Annotated in this window: 11 protein-coding genes, 1 pseudogene and 1 other annotated feature; of the genes and pseudogenes, 5 read left to right on the top strand and 7 right to left on the bottom strand. The window is 37.5% G+C overall.

Annotated elements, in window-relative coordinates; all coding sequences use genetic code 11:
* Positions 1–21: 21 nt before the first annotated feature.
* From mnmM to ltaE, 3 genes are read right to left on the bottom strand one after another with little or no spacing between them, the layout of a single operon-like run.
* Entirely contained in the window at positions 22–594 is a 573-nt protein-coding gene (gene mnmM / locus DS745_RS20175) for a tRNA 5-(aminomethyl)-2-thiouridylate-methyltransferase MnmM (protein ID WP_129080008.1), read from the bottom strand.
* 5 nt (positions 595–599) lie between these two features.
* The gene (gene mnmL, locus DS745_RS20170; protein WP_129080007.1) at positions 600–1,553 is read right to left on the bottom strand and encodes a tRNA modification radical SAM protein MnmL/YtqA; all 954 of its coding nucleotides are present in this window, start codon (positions 1,551–1,553) and stop codon (positions 600–602) included.
* A gap of 43 nt (positions 1,554–1,596) precedes the next feature.
* Positions 1,597–2,613, bottom strand: coding sequence for a low-specificity L-threonine aldolase (gene ltaE / locus DS745_RS20165; RefSeq protein WP_129080006.1), 1,017 nt, complete (start codon positions 2,611–2,613; stop codon positions 1,597–1,599).
* Positions 2,614–2,873: 260 nt separating this feature from the next.
* On the opposite strand from ltaE, the pseudogene DS745_RS20160 reads away from it, so the two are divergent.
* The 3 genes and pseudogenes from DS745_RS20160 to leuS all read left to right on the top strand — a co-directional run.
* Positions 2,874–3,449 (top strand): annotated as a pseudogene (locus DS745_RS20160) (peptide-methionine (S)-S-oxide reductase MsrA); the annotation flags it as partial.
* A gap of 155 nt (positions 3,450–3,604) precedes the next feature.
* Positions 3,605–4,801, top strand: a complete 1,197-nt coding sequence (locus DS745_RS20155) for an MDR family MFS transporter (RefSeq protein ID WP_129080004.1) — start codon at positions 3,605–3,607, stop codon at positions 4,799–4,801.
* Positions 4,802–4,968: 167 nt separating this feature from the next.
* Positions 4,969–5,192, top strand: a binding site (T-box leader).
* A 121-nt stretch (positions 5,193–5,313) separates the two neighbouring features.
* Positions 5,314–7,731 (top strand): leucine--tRNA ligase, encoded by a 2,418-nt coding sequence (gene leuS, locus DS745_RS20150; protein ID WP_129080003.1) that lies wholly within the window; start codon positions 5,314–5,316, stop codon positions 7,729–7,731.
* 755 nt (positions 7,732–8,486) lie between these two features.
* Here leuS and DS745_RS20145 read toward each other — a convergent pair.
* The 3 genes from DS745_RS20145 to DS745_RS20135 all read right to left on the bottom strand — a co-directional run bounded on the left by DS745_RS20145 (position 8,487) and on the right by DS745_RS20135 (position 11,816).
* On the bottom strand, positions 8,487–9,755 hold the full coding sequence (locus DS745_RS20145; protein WP_129080002.1) for a BaiN/RdsA family NAD(P)/FAD-dependent oxidoreductase: 1,269 nt from the start codon (positions 9,753–9,755) through the stop codon (positions 8,487–8,489).
* Positions 9,756–10,099: 344 nt separating this feature from the next.
* Positions 10,100–10,630, bottom strand: a complete 531-nt coding sequence (locus DS745_RS20140) for a hypothetical protein (RefSeq protein WP_129080001.1) — start codon at positions 10,628–10,630, stop codon at positions 10,100–10,102.
* Between the two features lie 97 nt (positions 10,631–10,727).
* Entirely contained in the window at positions 10,728–11,816 is a 1,089-nt protein-coding gene (locus tag DS745_RS20135) for an HD-GYP domain-containing protein (RefSeq protein ID WP_129080000.1), read from the bottom strand.
* Positions 11,817–12,226: 410 nt separating this feature from the next.
* On the opposite strand from DS745_RS20135, the gene DS745_RS20130 reads away from it, so the two are divergent.
* Positions 12,227–13,867, top strand: coding sequence for a putative polysaccharide biosynthesis protein (locus tag DS745_RS20130; RefSeq protein ID WP_129079999.1), 1,641 nt, complete (start codon positions 12,227–12,229; stop codon positions 13,865–13,867).
* Between the two features lie 27 nt (positions 13,868–13,894).
* On the opposite strand, the gene DS745_RS20125 is transcribed toward DS745_RS20130, so the two are convergent.
* A complete protein-coding gene (locus DS745_RS20125; protein WP_129079998.1) occupies positions 13,895–14,125 on the bottom strand; it encodes a hypothetical protein in 231 nt (76 codons plus the stop codon).
* Positions 14,126–14,293: 168 nt separating this feature from the next.
* Here DS745_RS20125 and ftsW point away from each other — a divergent pair, with 168 nt between their 5' ends.
* Positions 14,294–15,433: a putative lipid II flippase FtsW gene (gene ftsW / locus DS745_RS20120; protein WP_129079997.1), complete on the top strand. Its 1,140-nt coding sequence runs from the start codon at positions 14,294–14,296 to the stop codon at positions 15,431–15,433.
* Positions 15,434–15,548: the final 115 nt, after the last annotated feature.

Raw genomic sequence — 15,548 nt, 5'->3', positions numbered from 1 at the left:
CATAAGTCAGCCTCCTATTTTTTATCGTTTTTCAATCGCAACGATAAAAGGTGGATTATTCTTTTGATTTAAAAATTGATAACTTAAGACATGGGCTTCCGTTTGATCGATCTTACTAACAAAGTTTAACACTTCGTCTTTTTCTAATTTTCCTTCTTCATGACCATAGTAAATAACTAATACGATGATTCCACCTTTTTTAAGCATAGAAAAAATATCGGTAATAGCAAGTAAAGTTGTATCAGGTTTGGTCACAATCGCTTTGTCTCCACCAGGAAGGTAGCCAAGGTTAAAGATGGCACCGGCAATATTACCTCTAGATGATGTAGGTAATAGCTCTTTAACTGCTTCGTGACCTTGTTGGTATAGAGTTACTTGAGAGAGAGCATCGTTAGTTTCTAGACGTTCTTTTGTACTTAGAATAGCTTGTTCCTGGATGTCAAACGCAAACACGTGACCCGTTTTTCCTACGAGTTGAGCTAGAAATAACGTATCATGACCGTTTCCTGCCGTTCCGTCGATAACAGAGTCACCTAGAGAAACGGCATTTGTCAGGAGTTGTCTAGCAAAAGGGAGAATTCCTAAGACCTTCAATACCATTACCCCCTTTGATAGTGCTTACCTTGCCAGCTGTTTCTGTTTTTCAATTCAGCCTCTATTCCGTTCAGTACTTCCCATTTGTTTAAACTCCACATTGGTCCAATCATTAAATCTGCAGGACCATCACCCGTTAAACGGTGGACGATCATGTCGGGCGGAAGAACTTCTAACTGATCACAAACCAATTTAATATAGTCTTGTGCACTCATAAACTCGAGCATCCCTTTTTCATACTGTTTTACCATTGGAGTTTTCTTAAGTAGATGAAGTAGGTGTATTTTAATCCCTTGAACATCTAATTTTGCAACTTCTTTCGCTGTTTCCATCATCATGTCATAATTCTCTAATGGCAAACCATTGATAATATGGGAGCAAATTCGAATGTTATGTTTTCTTAGTTTTTCTACTCCCTCAACATATGTTTGATAGTCGTGGGCTCTATTAATTAAATCAGCAGTTCGTTGGTGAACAGTTTGTAATCCTAATTCCACCCAAAGATAAGTTCTTTTGTTTAGCTCGCCTAAATATTCTACGACGTCATCTGGTAAGCAATCAGGTCTAGTAGCAATTGACAAACCTACGACACCTTCTTGCTCTAAAATAACTTCGTACATTTCTCTTAACTGTTCTACAGGTGCATAGGTATTGGTATATGCTTGAAAATAACCTAAATATTTACCATTAGGCCACTTTTCGTGCATCTTAGCTTTAATGGTGTTAAATTGTGTTACAAGGTCATCTTTTCTGTCACCAGCAAAATCACCTGAGCCTCGTTCACTACAGAATGTACAGCCGCCACTAGCAACCTTTCCATCTCGATTTGGACAATCAAAACCTGCATCTAGCGGAACTTTAAATATTTTCTGCCCAAACTGCTGGCGCAGATGAAAGCTCCACGAATGGTATCTTTTCTCACCAAACATAATTGGGATTTGTTCATTTAACTTATTCATAATATTCCTCTCTACTTAACATAATTAGTGTTTTTTAGTACCACTACAGACTTACAACCTTATCTATAGCTTGCTCAATTTGTTCACTACTTAAATCATAATGTGTGGTAAACCGAACAGTTGTCGGACCAAAACCTACAGCAAGTATTCCTACTTCTTTTAATTCTTCAATAAACTGAGCAGAGTCTTTTCCTGTTCTCGTTATATCAACTAAAACAATGTTCGTGTCGACACTATTAACAACCTCTAATAGTGGATGTTTGCTAATTCCTTCTGCTAGACGTTTTGCATGATCGTGATCTACAGCTAAACGATCTATCATCTCTGTTAAAGCGATCAAGCCAGCCGCCCCTAATATTCCAGCTTGCCTCAACCCACCGCCCAATCGTTTTCGCCACTTACGAGCTTTATCAATAAATTCTTTTGATCCTGCTAAAATAGAACCAACTGGAGCACCTAGCCCTTTTGATAAGCAAACTTGAACCGTTGTTGTGTATTGGGTAAAAGCTGTTAACGGTTCACCTAAGGCAACAGCTGCATTGAAGAGACGTGCACCGTCTAGGTGGATTGGAACATTATGTTCTTGTGCAATGGCAAATAATTCTTTCATATGGCTAGGTGGTATGACAGCCCCACCTCCACGGTTATGGGTATTTTCTAAGCAAATAAGCGTTGTATCAGGAAAATGAATATCATTTGTCCGAATCGCTAGTCTAAGTTTTTCAGGATCAATCATTCCGGCATTTGACTTAATTGTACGGGGTTGGACACCTGCAAACGCGGAAATGGCACCACCTTCATAATAAACAATGTGCGAGTCTTCGTCTAAAATGATTTCGTCCCCTTGTCTACAATGAGTAAGCACAGCAATTTGATTTCCTTGAGTTCCACTTGTTACAAACAAGGCAGCTTCTTTTCCTAACATTTCTGCCGCTAATGTTTCCAATTGATTAATGGTTGGATCTTCTCCATATACATCATCGCCAACTTCTGCTTTATACATAGCCTCACGCATTTTTTGCGTTGGTCTTGTAATTGTATCACTTCGTAAATCAATCATGTTTCTTCCCCCTGAATCTTGGCTTTTTGAGCATTTTATCACAGATTGGCTTTAAACATCTAGAAAAAGCTCGAACAATCATTTGAAGATTATGGGATAATAGTTTATTATTGTTTGTTTTTAAAAATTGCTCTTGGCATAGTAAATTAAAAAGCTACACTAACGAATACTAATGAAACAAAAAGTTAAAGAAAGTTGGTGTGACAGTTATGAGGGAAAAAAGTATTGCAACGTTTGGGATGGGGTGATTTTGGGGACCTGATGCTCGGTTCGGGCATCTTAGTGGTGTTTTAAGGACTCGTGTTGGCTATGCAGGTGGAACCACATGTAATCCTACTTATAAAAAAATGGGCGATCATACTGAGGCACTTGAGCTAGAGTTTGATCCAAAGTCTATATCGTATGAAGAGATACTTACATTTTTTTGGCACAATCACAATCCAAATCGCGGCAATTACAAAGGGAGACAATACATCTCAATCCTTTTTTATCATGATCAATCTCAAAAAAAAGCAATTGAAGTTGTCAAAAAAAAGATAGAGAATAATCTTCAGCAAGAAATACAAACAGAGATTGTGCCATATAATGGTTTTACACTAGCCGAGGATTATCATCAAAAATATTATTTAAAAAGATACCCAATAGCAGTAAAAAGGTTAATGGAAGTGTATCCAAGTATAGAAAGATTTCACAATTCAACCTTGGTCGCAAGATTAAACGGATTTGTAAAAGGATATGGCAATCTCACGACGATTAGGCAAGAAGTTTCTAGTTGGGATATAAGTGTTTCTGAACAACAAAGTCTGTTAACAGCACTATCTACTATACGTTGGTAAAAACTTGGCTTAGTTATTGAAGCCTCTGACCATCTCGAAAGTAACATTTTTCTACAAAATTCTGCGTTGCTAAATATAGAGATATAACATACAATTCTTAGAGATACGAAATAAGAAAATAAGAGATAGAGATAAAGAGAGAGGTAGAGGTCATTATGCCTAAAGCGTTATGGTTACTAGTCATCGCAATGGTGATAAACGTAACAGGCGCTTCTTTTTTGTGGCCACTTAACACGATCTATATTCATCAAGAGTTGGGGAAATCACTGAGTGTTGCCGGTCTTGTTTTAATGGCAAATGCAGGAGCAGGAATTGTTGGTAATTTGCTTGGTGGACGACTTTTTGATCGAATTGGTGGGTACAAAACCATTCTATTGGGAATAACCATTACAATGGTTAGCGCATTTACGTTAGCATTTTATCACACTTGGATTTATTATGTTGTATTAATGGTTGGCTTAGGTTTTGGATCAGGGATCACCTACCCGTCTATGTATGCGATGGCCGGTTCAGTTTGGCCTGCAGGAGGTAGAAAAGCCTTTAACGCCATCTATGTTGCTCAGAACCTCGGTGTTGCTGTTGGAGCAGCGCTAGCAGGTCTTGTAGCTTCGTTTCGGTTTGATTATGTATTTTTTGCAAACGGATTTATGTATATTATCTTCTTCTTAATTGCTTTCTTTGGTTTTAGAAATATTAAGGTAGATCCGTCAGAAACAGTACAAACGAATATTTTTGAACAAGGGTTAGCAGTGGAGAACAAAGCAAGATTTAAGGCTTTATTAATTTTATGTATCGGCTTTATTATTTGCTGGATTGCGTATGTTCAATGGCAATCAACGATCTCTGTTCACACACAAGCGTTAGGTATTAGCTTAACTCAATATAGCATTATCTGGACTGTGAATGGTGCCTTAATCGTACTTGGTCAGCCAATCATCTCTCTAATGATCAAAAAATGGTTCCATACATTAAAGGGGCAGATTTATTTTGGTCTTGCTATTTTTATGGTCGCATTTTTCGTCGTGGCTCAAGCAGAAGTTTTTCTAGTTTTTGTTGTTGCGATGATCATATTAACGATTGGGGAAATGTTTGTCTGGCCAGCGATACCAACAATCGCTAACCAGTTAGCCCCTAAAGGAAAAGTAGGGTTCTATCAGGGTGTTGTAAATAGTGTAGCTACTGCTGGTAGAATGGTTGGACCATTTTTGGGTGGTGTAGTGGTTGATTTGTTTGGAATGCAAGCATTATTCTATGGATTAATGATGTTTTTCATGGTGGGTTTTATCTCTACTTACCTGTACGATCGTCATCTAGTAGGTACAGCAGTTCACAAAGAAGCAAATGCAAGTTAATGAAAGGTCTTGGATTATATTCATTTTCCAAAAAAAATATTTCACAATTATGACATGTTGTATAAAATATAAAAACTTTGACAAAAATGTGAAATAAGCTATTGACTTTTATTCGACAAATTTATACAATACGAATTATGAGTTATTAATCATAACTTCTATATCTAGTAAAAACAATGATGAGGAGTAGTAATGGAACCTCGTGACCTAGAGAATTGACGGTTGGTGCAAGTCAATCACAAAGTCCATGAACTCGCCTTAAAGTTGCAAGGGTGAACGAATAGTAGCTCTTGACGTCTGGCCTCGTTACGGTGTCAATAAGTGAGTGTATCCAACACTAAATTGGGTGGTACCGCGGGAATAATTTTGTTAATAACCTCTCGTCCCTAACGTTAACGTTAGTGGTGGGAGGTTTTTTATTTTGTCTTAAAAGCAATTACCACAACTTTACAGTCTATACTCGAAGCTTTACACTACTAATACATAAAGAGAAAAATAAGGAGGTTATTTACATGTCATTTTCACATCAAGATATAGAGAAAAAGTGGCAAACGTATTGGGAAAACAACAAAACATTTAAAACAGGTGAAGACGAGACCAAAGAGAAGTTTTACGCATTAGATATGTTTCCATTCCCATCAGGGGCGGGGCTTCATGTTGGTCACCCTGAAGGTTATACAGCAACAGACATCCTTTCAAGAATGAAACGTATGCAAGGCTATAATGTGCTTCACCCAATGGGGTGGGATGCATTCGGTTTACCAGCTGAGCAATACGCACTTGATACGGGGAACGATCCGGCTGAATTTACAAATAAGAATATTGATACGTTCCGTCGACAAATCAAATCACTAGGTTTCTCTTACGATTGGGATCGTGAAGTAAGTACGATTGACCCAGATTACTACAAATGGACGCAATGGATTTTTCTAAAATTGTATGAGAAGGATCTTGCTTATATTGATGAAGTTGCGGTTAACTGGTGCCCTGCTTTAGGAACAGTTTTAGCAAACGAAGAAGTGATTGATGGAAAAAGTGAGCGTGGTGGACACCCAGTTGAACGCCGCCCGATGAAGCAATGGATGCTAAAAATTACAGCTTACGCTGACCGTTTATTAGACGATCTTGAAGAACTTGATTGGTCTGAGAGCATTAAGGATATGCAACGTAACTGGATTGGTCGCTCTGAAGGAGCAGAAATTCATTTTGAGATTGAAGGCCATGACAAAACGTTTACAGTCTTTACAACACGTCCTGACACGTTATTTGGTGCTACTTATGCAGTATTAGCTCCCGAGCATAAACTTGTCGATCAAATTGTGAATGCTGAACAAAAAGAAGCGGTTGAAGAATACCGCAAGCAAATCTCGATGAAAAGTGATTTAGAACGTACAGAACTTTCGAAAGAGAAAACAGGTGTTTTCACAGGTGCCTATGCCATTAACCCTGCTAATGGTGAAAAACTACCGATCTGGATTGCTGATTATGTATTAGTAACATACGGAACAGGAGCTATTATGGCAGTTCCAGCACACGATGAGCGAGACTATGAGTTTGCTCGTGCCTTTGAGCTACCGATTATTGAAGTAGTAGCTGGTGGGAATGTAGAGGAAGAAGCATATACAGGTGATGGCACACTTGTGAACTCTGACTTCCTGAATGGGTTAACGAAAAAAGAAGCAATTGGGAAGATGATTGCTTGGTTAGAAGAAGAGAAGAAAGGTAATAGCAAAGTAACTTTCCGTCTGCGCGATTGGTTATTTAGTCGTCAACGCTATTGGGGGGAACCTATTCCAATCATTCACTGGGAAGATGGTACTATGTCAGCTGTTCCAGAAGAAGAGCTTCCATTACTTTTACCTAAGATGGACCAAATCAGACCATCTGCTACTGGTGAATCACCGCTAGCTAACAACCAGGAATGGTTGAATGTCCTTGATCCTGTTTCAGGAAAAAAAGGTAGACGCGAAACAAATACGATGCCAAACTGGGCAGGTAGTTGCTGGTATTACCTACGATATATTGATCCAAAGAATCCAGAAGCATTGGCAGATCCAGAAAAATTAAAGCAATGGTTGCCAGTAGACATTTACATTGGTGGAGCAGAACATGCAGTTCTTCACTTGTTATATGCTCGCTTCTGGCACAAGTTCCTATATGATTTAGGGATTGTTTCAACAAAAGAACCATTCCAAAAACTATACAACCAGGGCATGATTTTAGGTGAAAACAATGAAAAAATGAGTAAATCTAAAGGGAATGTTGTCAACCCTGATGATATCGTATCAAGCCACGGAGCGGATACACTTCGTTTATACGAAATGTTTATGGGTCCATTGGACGCTTCGATTGCCTGGAGCGAAAATGGATTAGATGGAGCCCGTCGTTTCTTAGACCGAATTTGGCGTTTACTAGTAACTGAGGAGGGGCAACTAAGCCCAATCATTACTGAGACGGAGGGAACCGAGGCGTTCCAACGCTTATATCATCAAACAGTCAAAAAGGTAACTGAGGATTATGCAGGGTTACGCTTTAATGTGGCAATCTCACAACTAATGGTATTTATTAACGAGGGCTACAAGCAACAGCAATTACCAAAAGCACTTGTTGAAGGCTTTGTAAAGTTACTAGCACCAGTTGCACCGCACATTGCCGAAGAGCTTTGGGAAAAGTTAGGCCATAACGAAACGTTGGCATATGCTGCTTGGCCAACTTTTGATGAGAGTATGCTTGTAGAAAATGAAGTTGAAGTAGTTGTTCAAGTGAACGGCAAGTTGAAAGGCAAGCTATTAATGCCTAACAACTCTAGTCGCGAAGAAATGGAAGAGCTAGCGAAAAATGATGCAAAAATTAAAGAAGAACTTGAAGGGAAAACGATTCGTAAAGTCGTTGTCGTACCAAATAAGTTAGTGAATATCGTCGCGAATTAAATGATAAGAGAGTGTACCAAAAGGGAACGTAAGAGAGTCTCACGTGACATTTGATGGCAGAGGAAGTTTCAAAAGGGAACGTAAGCCAGCCTCACGTGACATTTGAAGCGAGAAATTGTTCCAAAAGGTAACGCAAGCCAGCCTCACGTGACATTTGATGGCAGAGAAAGTTTCAAAAGGGAACGTAAGAGAGTCTCACGTGACATTTGAAGCAAGAAATTGTTTCAAAAGGTAACGCAAGCCAGCCTCACGTGACATTTGAAGCAAGAAATTGTTTCAAAAGGGAACGTAAGATAGCCTCACGTGACATTTGAAGCAAGAAATTGTTTCAAAAGGGAACGTAAGAGAGTCTCACGTGACATTTGATGGCAGAGAAAGTTTCAAAAGGGAACGTAAGAGAGTCTCACGTGACATTTGAAGCGAGAAATTGTTCCAAAAGGTAACGCAAGCCAGCCTCACGTGACATTTGATGGCAGAGAAAGTTTTAAAAGGGAACGTAAGAGAGTCTCACGTGACATTTGAAGCAAGAAATTGTTTCAAAAGGTAACGCAAGCCAGCCTCACGTGACATTTGATGGCAGAGAAAGTTTTAAAAGGGAACGTAAGAGAGTCTCACCTGTAAATAGGTTCCCTTTAAGGCTATGTTTTTACTTCATAAACATTTCACGTGTCCACATTAAGTTTTATATAAAATAAAGAGGCTGAGCTCGAAAGTCATTTTTCAATGATCTTTTGAGTCAGCCTTTCTTTTTGAAATTAAGCTAATACGCCATCTGCTGCACCTTTCCCAGCAGTATATCCAGTAGAAAAAGCAACAGTTATGTTAAAGCCACCTGTATACCCGTGTATATCTAGGACTTCCCCACAAAAAAATAGGCCATTCATGAGCTTTGATTCCATTGTTTTAGGGTTTATTTCTTTTACGGATACACCACCACCGGTAACAAAGGCTTTTTCAATCGAAAGGGTCCCGTTTACTTTAAATGTAAAGTTCTTAATCAGAGAAGCTAAGTGGCGTAGTTTTTCGTTTGAAATATTGGCAAATGTATCATTTGGATCAATCATTGATCTTTCTAAGAAAAAATGCAGAAGACGCTCAGTTAGGTATCCGTATCCTTTCAAACTATTTTTTACAGCTTTCTTTTCATTTTCTTTAGCAATAGCTCTTAATTCTTGGAATACTTCTTCGCCACTTTTCAGTGGAAGTAAATCAACACTCATTTCAATTGTATTAACAGAGAATTTCTTTAAAGCTTTTACTACGTATTGGCTACAACGTAATGCAATTGGACCTGAAATACCAAAGTGAGTAAAAATCATATCTCCTTCATGACGTTTAAGAACTTTCCCTTTTGGACTAACCACCGATAATCCAACATCTTTTAACGAAATACCTTGCAATACTTTTTCTTTAATGAAGGGTTCATTTGAGGTAATCGGCACTTCGGTTGGGAATAGTTCCGTAATTGTATGTCCAGCTTTTTCAGCCCAAGGATAGCCATCACCAGTACTTCCAGTGTGAGGAACGCTTTTTCCACCTACGGCAATAATGACTGCTTTACTATGAATGGTTTTCCCATTTTCAAGCTTAATGCCAATGACCTTACCTTCTTCGTAAAGTACCTCGTCTACAGAAGTATTTGTCCACATTTGAACACGTTGTTCCTGAAGTTTCTTTAATAGTGTTTCAACGACGGTTACTGCTTTATCAGTGATCGGGAACATCCGTCCACGATCTTCTTCCTTTAATTTAATCCCTAAATTTTCAAAGAACTCGATAATATTTTCGTTATTAAAGACGGCAAACGGACTATACATAAAGCGCCCATTTCCAGGGATATGAGCGATTAATTCTTTCTCTTCCATCCGATTTGTCACGTTACACCTTCCGCCACCAGAGATCGCTAATTTCCGACCGAGCTTGTTACCCTTATCTACTAGGAGGACATTAGCACCATGCTCACTTGCAGAAATCGCTGCCATAAGCCCTGATGGCCCCCCACCAATTACTATTACATCATACATATGTAAACACCTACCATTTTTAAATACGGCTCTTTTCGTAAACTTTTATGAATATTACAACAAATTATATAGATTAAAATAAGTGGTTTTATTGATAATTCAATTTAAAGTCTAGAAAAGATGCCCGCCAAACCTTGTGTAATGCGTATACTGCTTAATTTAAGAAACAACAATTTATATGAAAATTGCTTTATATAAACACAACCTTTGTATTTTAACATGAAAAGTTTATGATCTACTAATCCCTATTTTAGGTTTGTTAAACTTTTTTCATACTGTCTATACCTGTGAGGAGCTTTCCAAGCATAAAAAAGCTATCGTTTTAAACAACGATAGCTAACTTTTTAAAAATGGAATTCAATCTGGTCTTCATATTTGGTTAAAAGCTCGGTTCGTATTGTTTCTACCTGAGCTTCAATATCTGACTCTGGTCCTTCTGTAAGATCTACGTATTCCATTAAGTAATTATTTGCGATTAATTTTTTTCGTAAGCCATCTTTCCAAATCGTATCAATATACTCTTTTGGAGTTATATTGTAAAGTTTACTTTTAGCAGTAAGAAACGTAATGGCTTCCTGATCATATTCAAAAATCTGATGAGTTTGGTCTACTAATGCATCTAACGTAAATTCATCATATGTAATTCCAGCTTTTTCAGCTTCAGCCAACAGCATTTCTTGAAATAATAGGTCATTAGCTGCATCTTCTAGAGTTTCCTCATCGGATACTTTGGCATTTTCTGCATCTTTTTCAGTGATTGTTTCATTTAAAAATGTAATTAATGGTTTTGATTCATTTGTAGCTTCATCGTTGTTTCCGCAAGCTACTAAGAGAACGCATAAAAAGCAGATTAACATAAAACCTAGCTTTTTCATCAAATTCACTCCTATCTATTTGTTTTGGATTTATTAACTGTACCATAGTCACGAATGGAAAATCTAGAATTAGAGACAAGTATTGTAGTAAGTGGGCTTAATCAGCGATATCTGCTAATATTGCTAATTTCTCTTTTCGTTTATTTTCTTCCTCAATAGCAATACTATTTGGACTAATCATATCTAGTATAAATAGCGTAGGAATAGAAGCTAGATTGTATTCCTGTACTTCTAGCGTTAGTACTTCTTCATTTTGAAAATCACCTTCATAGACACCTATTACTGGGCGGGTAGGAAGTGCCGGATTTTGCCTAACGACTAGCCCTTGCTTCGAATTGGAAAGCTTCACAGAATGTCCATTTGGAAAAACAGAAAATGTCCTTATAAATGCATTCATGACGTCTATATGGACAATTTTTTCCGTTAATACCATCATAAATTCAATGGCTTCATATGGTGTTAATGTTGGATAATCTGAAAATTGTGATGATAAGTTATCGATACAATCTGCAACAGTTAATATTTCGGCAAAACGTTGAACGTCTTTATTGTGATTTGGTTTATATGGAGGCAACGGTATTTTTTCTTTTAGAAAAAAATCAACCTTTTGCTTCATTTCCCTAAATAACGTAAATACTTCTGCACTTAATGTGTTTAATTCAGTTAAATGCTTTCTACTATTATCACTCTTGATCATTTCGTGAAGAAGTGCGGTAGTAGTAATTGTTTTTAAACCTTCTTTATTAATTCCTAATTTTGTTCCAATGGTCGTAGCTACGATACAGACATGAAGAGTGTGGATAAATACGGCATTTTCTTTTGAACGAATGTCTATTAGTTGAACTAATATATCCTTATGAAGCTCAATCTCTTGGATCAATTTATCAACATTTTCTTTAATAAGGACCAAATCGATCGCTTGGTTATTGTTAATTGTATCCACAACATAGTATAGACAAGCTAATGTCTCAATTTTCGTTTCCTGAGAGACGTTTTCCTCCAACTCAATAGAGGGCATATTGATATGTTTAACGAATATTCCAGTAATCCCTAATTTTTTCAGTTTTGTAATCATCCCAACAGTTAGGACGATATCCTCTTTAACTAGAATTATCTTACCGGCTCCGTAGATGTTTCTCCCGTTAATGTCACCTGAAACAACATCATTGATTGGCTTATATAACATTTTTCTGTATCTCCTCATCCATGTTTACAATAGGTTGTTTTCGCAAAGTTTGTTTCTTTCGTAAAAATCCCAAAAGCCGGATTTTTACACAAATCACTAAGAAGTTACCACTAGGGCTTTTTTATCTTAAAATAATCGGAAAAATACCCTAGATGAAGATATCAGCCAATAAATTATGTAAGAAAAGAGTACAATGTTTACGAAAAGAGCCTTACAATAAATACATTATATAGTACAACTATCCAAAGGTAATAGCTTTTTAGATAGAATGTTTACAAAAAGAATCGAACCTCGAATTGGTTATGTATGTTTGTCGTTGTACCTAGTGACACAAACTGCTAAAATGAATGACAGTAGAATGCTTGAATAAATCATTATTATATATAATTTTAAAATAGAAGAGGTGCTTTATGGCGGACTCTAAGTTGGTAAGAGGTACATTGATATTAACAGCCTCTATCTTCATTTCGAAAATACTAGGATTAATTTACATATTTCCTTTTCAAGCAATCGTAGGGCTTGAAGGGTTAGCTTTATACAGCTTTGGTTACATTCCCTATACCGTTCTTTTAAGTGTGGCTACTCTCGGGATCCCATTGGCTGTTTCAAAGTTTGTTTCAAAATATAATGCCCTAGGAGATTATGAAACGGGTCGAAGGCTTTTTAAATCTGGATTAATCGTTATGTCGATTACTGGACTAATTTCGTTTTTCATTCTCTTTTTATTAGCAGAACCTATTGCTAATCAAGTAGTAGATGGGAAGGACCTAAAAGGAAATACTATTGATGATGTCATATTAACTATACGGATGGTCAGTGTAGCCCTATTGGTCGTTCCGATTATGTCGTTAATTCGAGGATATTTTCAGGGGCACCAGTCGATGGGACCCACAGCGGTATCTCAAGTTATCGAACAGATTGTTAGAATTATCTTTATCCTTTGTTTAACATTTGTGATCGTCCATGTCATGAATGGATCAATAGCGCTTGCAGTTGCGTTTGCTACTTTTGGAGCTTTCGTTGGAGCGCTTGGTGGTTTAACAGTGTTATTATACTATTGGTTTAGGCGTCGAGTGCACTTAAATAATCAACTCCTTGAAAGTAAAGTAAATCATCATTTGCCATTAACATCGATTTATAAGGAGCTAATCACCTATGCGCTACCGCTATCGTTTGTAGGACTTGCTATTCCCTTATATCAAATGATTGACTTAATGACGTTTAATAAGGCTCTATATGGAATAGGATATGATCAAGTAGCGGTTGATAAGGCATTCGGAGCATTTTCACAAGCAGCGCACAAACTCATCTTAATCCCTGTTTCCATTGCTACAGCGATGTCATTAACCATTTTGCCAACGATAACAAAATCGTATATAAATAACGATCAAACGTTATTACAAAGACAAGTCACTCAAACGTACCAGATTATTCTTTATTTAACTCTACCTGCTGCGATAGGACTTTCTTTACTTGCAAATCCTGCTTACGGGGCACTGTTTGGTCTAGAGGATATCGAAATTGGAGCGTGGATTTTACGATACTATGCGCCAGTAGCTGTGTTATTTTCAATCTTTGCCGTAACGTCAGCAATTCTCCAAGGGATTAATCAGCAACGCTTTGCTGTTATAGGTTTACTGGCTGGTTTAATTGTAAAATTAAGCTTTAATACGTTTTTTTTAACACAACTAGGAGCTGTAGGAGCCATCTATGCTACAGGGTTGGGGTATTTAACTTCTTTGGGGGTAAATATCTGGGCCATTGGAAAGTATGGCAATTACAATTATACGTTTGTCCTGAAACGGTTCTTACTTATTTCTATCTTTTCTTTAATCATGGCGGTTATCGTCGTAGTGACAAAAGAAGCTGTAAGCATTGTACTACCGTTGGAAAATCGTCTAAACGCCTTTATTGTCTTACTAGTCTCCGTGGCTGTAGGAGGACTTGTCTATTTATATTTAGGCATACGTTCCAACCTAGCGGGACAGATATTAGGTTCTCGCTTTAAGTTTCTAAATAAGAAGCAAAGAAGTCAGGAGAGTGGCAGTTAACCGTTAACTGCCACTCTAATATATCTATTAGTATTGTGGTCCACCAATTCCAAAGCCTAATTGACGTTCCAAGCGGCGGAGACGGCGATTTAACCGTTCAATTTCTTCTCCTTGACGCTGTGTTACTCTTTCTAACTGAGTTACTCTTAGCTCTAAGTCCCTTGGTCGTGGTGGTGTTGGGCCAGGAGTAGGTCCTGGTGGAAAAAATGGAAAACCAGGATAAAACTGGTTTTCAGGGAACTGACGATAGTCGTACATAAGATCGCTCCTTTTGATAGGTATGTGTCACTCAGTAATTAGTCTATGTCTAGATAAAAGGGAAGTTTTAGGTCAGAAGCCTAATTATAAAAATTGGGCCCAAGGAATCTCTTTTTCTAGGAATATCTGTCTGCTATAATTAAACGTAATCGGTCAAGGAGGGATAGTATGGAAGTATCGTTAAAAAAAGAAAATGATTGGATTTTAATCGGAACGGTACTCTTGCTAGTCTCGTTTGGTTTAATCATGATTTATAGTTCGAGCTATGTAATTGGATATGATCGTTATCAAGGGGCTTACTTGCATTTCTTTAAAAAGCAATTACAATTTATTATCGTTTCAGGAGTCCTTTTTATATTCTTTATGATGTTTCCCTATAGATACTATCAAAAATTAGTCTTTCCAATCGTCCTAACATCGTTTGTTTTGCTAATTTTAGTCCTTACTCCGCTAGGTGTTGAAGTTAAAGGGGCGCAACGTTGGTTAAATCTTGGGTTTATGAGGCTTCAGCCATCAGAATTTGTGAAGCTTTGGATGATCATCTATTTAGCTCATGTTTATTCGAGAAAACAAGAGTATATAAATCAATTTGTCAAAGGGGTCTTACCTCCTTTATTAATTGTTGTAGGGATATTTATCTTAATTATGCAACAACCCGATTTAGGTACAGCGTCATTGATATTGGCCGTGGCGGGGTTGATTGTATTTTGTTCTGGAGCAAAAATGTTTCATTTAGTAACATTAGGGAGTATTTCGGGTTTTGTTGTTTGGATTTACGCCAGATCAGAGGAATATCGGATGAATCGAATTACCGGTTTTATGGATCCGTTTGCTGATGAAACTGGGACAGGCTATCAACTTATTCAGTCCTATATAGCCATAGCACACGGTGGTATAACAGGTGCAGGCTTTGGTCAAAGTGTTCAAAAGTTATTCTATTTACCAGAAGCTCATACTGATTTTATTCTAGCAATTGTAGCAGAGGAGCTGGGCTTGTTCGGGGTCATATTTGTGTTTCTTTGTTTAGGAATTATTGTTTTCCGAGGGGTAGTAATTGGGACAAGAGCCAACACACCTTTTGGGAGTTTGTTAGCCTTTGGGATAGCCTTTCAGATTGCTTTACAGGTTTGTTTAAACGTTGGAGCGGTCTCAGGGGTTCTACCTATTACAGGAATTCCACTACCATTAGTGAGTTACGGTGGATCATCATTAATGATTACAGCGATAAGTCTTGGTATTCTTGCAAACATTGCTAGATATACGAATAAGAGAGTAGAATCGAGTAATGAATTAAATAAGGTAAGTTAAAAAGGTACTTTTTTGATAAGTACCTTTTTATATTCTAAGAAGAAGAGAAGTTCCCGAAAAAATACCTTTGTTTAAATAAAACTGCTATGATAACATTAATAGTTAGGAATTTAAA

It is taken from the genome of Anaerobacillus alkaliphilus (genome assembly GCF_004116265.1).
Taxonomy (GTDB): domain Bacteria; phylum Bacillota; class Bacilli; order Bacillales; family Anaerobacillaceae; genus Anaerobacillus; species Anaerobacillus alkaliphilus.
Note: the sequence above shows the minus strand (reverse complement) of the source record. Positions and strands in the feature narration are given on the sequence as shown.

Coding starts and splice junctions, on each gene's coding strand:
- mnmL (WP_129080007.1), bottom strand. CDS start 1,553: ATGAATAAGTTAAATGAACAAATCCCAATTATGTTTGGTGAGAAAAGA.
- ltaE (WP_129080006.1), bottom strand. CDS start 2,613: ATGATTGATTTACGAAGTGATACAATTACAAGACCAACGCAAAAAATG.
- DS745_RS20155 (WP_129080004.1), top strand. CDS start 3,605: ATGCCTAAAGCGTTATGGTTACTAGTCATCGCAATGGTGATAAACGTA.
- leuS (WP_129080003.1), top strand. CDS start 5,314: ATGTCATTTTCACATCAAGATATAGAGAAAAAGTGGCAAACGTATTGG.
- DS745_RS20145 (WP_129080002.1), bottom strand. CDS start 9,755: ATGTATGATGTAATAGTAATTGGTGGGGGGCCATCAGGGCTTATGGCA.
- DS745_RS20140 (WP_129080001.1), bottom strand. CDS start 10,630: ATGAAAAAGCTAGGTTTTATGTTAATCTGCTTTTTATGCGTTCTCTTA.
- DS745_RS20135 (WP_129080000.1), bottom strand. CDS start 11,816: ATGTTATATAAGCCAATCAATGATGTTGTTTCAGGTGACATTAACGGG.
- DS745_RS20130 (WP_129079999.1), top strand. CDS start 12,227: ATGGCGGACTCTAAGTTGGTAAGAGGTACATTGATATTAACAGCCTCT.
- DS745_RS20125 (WP_129079998.1), bottom strand. CDS start 14,125: ATGTACGACTATCGTCAGTTCCCTGAAAACCAGTTTTATCCTGGTTTT.
- ftsW (WP_129079997.1), top strand. CDS start 14,294: ATGGAAGTATCGTTAAAAAAAGAAAATGATTGGATTTTAATCGGAACG.